This window comes from Streptomyces sp. NPDC019890 (genome assembly GCF_044903445.1).
Lineage (GTDB): Bacteria > Actinomycetota > Actinomycetes > Streptomycetales > Streptomycetaceae > Streptomyces.
In genome coordinates this window covers 1-1417 of the sequence record NZ_JBJDQK010000094.1, presented here as the reverse complement: position 1 = coordinate 1417, position 1417 = coordinate 1, and the positions used below count along the sequence as shown (strand labels likewise).

The 1417-nt window shown below is 56.2% G+C and carries 1 rRNA gene; it reads right to left on the bottom strand.

Annotated features, from left to right (window positions below):
* Window positions 1-21 precede the first annotated feature (21 nt).
* Window positions 22-1417: ribosomal RNA gene (locus ACI2LP_RS34440) — 23S ribosomal RNA — on the bottom strand; the annotation flags it as partial.

Sequence of the window (1417 nt, the reverse complement as noted above, 5' to 3'; positions counted from 1 at the left end):
ACACAGTGGACGCGAGCAACTGAGGACAAGCCCTCGGCCTATTAGTACCAGTCAGCTCCACCCCTTACAGGGCTTCCACATCTGGCCTATCAACCCAGTCGTCTACTGGGAGCCTTAACCCCTCAAAGGGGGTGGGAGTCCTCATCTCGAAGCAGGCTTCCCGCTTAGATGCTTTCAGCGGTTATCCTTTCCGAACGTAGCCAACCAGCCATGCCCTTGGCAGGACAACTGGCACACCAGAGGTTCGTCCGTCCCGGTCCTCTCGTACTAGGGACAGCCCTTCTCAAGACTCCTACGCGCACAGCGGATAGGGACCGAACTGTCTCACGACGTTCTAAACCCAGCTCGCGTACCGCTTTAATGGGCGAACAGCCCAACCCTTGGGACCGACTCCAGCCCCAGGATGCGACGAGCCGACATCGAGGTGCCAAACCATCCCGTCGATATGGACTCTTGGGGAAGATCAGCCTGTTATCCCCGGGGTACCTTTTATCCGTTGAGCGACGGCGCTTCCACAAGCCACCGCCGGATCACTAGTCCCGACTTTCGTCCCTGCTCGACCCGTCGGTCTCACAGTCAAGCTCCCTTGTGCACTTACACTCAACACCTGATTGCCAACCAGGCTGAGGGAACCTTTGGGCGCCTCCGTTACCCTTTGGGAGGCAACCGCCCCAGTTAAACTACCCATCAGACACTGTCCCTGATCCGGATCACGGACCCAGGTTAGACATCCAGCACGACCAGAGTGGTATTTCAACGACGACTCCACCTGAACTGGCGTCCAAGCTTCACAGTCTCCCACCTATCCTACACAAGCCGAACCGAACACCAATATCAAACTGTAGTAAAGGTCCCGGGGTCTTTCCGTCCTGCTGCGCGAAACGAGCATCTTTACTCGTAGTGCAATTTCACCGGGCCTATGGTTGAGACAGTCGAGAAGTCGTTACGCCATTCGTGCAGGTCGGAACTTACCCGACAAGGAATTTCGCTACCTTAGGATGGTTATAGTTACCACCGCCGTTTACTGGCGCTTAAGTTCTCAGCTTCGCCACACCGAAATGTGACTAACCGGTCCCCTTAACGTTCCAGCACCGGGCAGGCGTCAGTCCGTATACATCGCCTTACGGCTTCGCACGGACCTGTGTTTTTAGTAAACAGTCGCTTCTCGCTGGTCTCTGCGGCCACCCCCAGCTCACCGAGTAAATCGGATCACCAGTGATGGCCCCCCTTCTCCCGAAGTTACGGGGGCATTTTGCCGAGTTCCTTAACCATAGTTCACCCGAACGCCTCGGTATTCTCTACCTGACCACCTGAGTCGGTTTAGGGTACGGGCCGCCATGAAACTCGCTAGAGGCTTTTCTCGACAGCATAGGATCATCCACTTCACCACAATCGGCTCGGCATCAGGTCTCAGCCT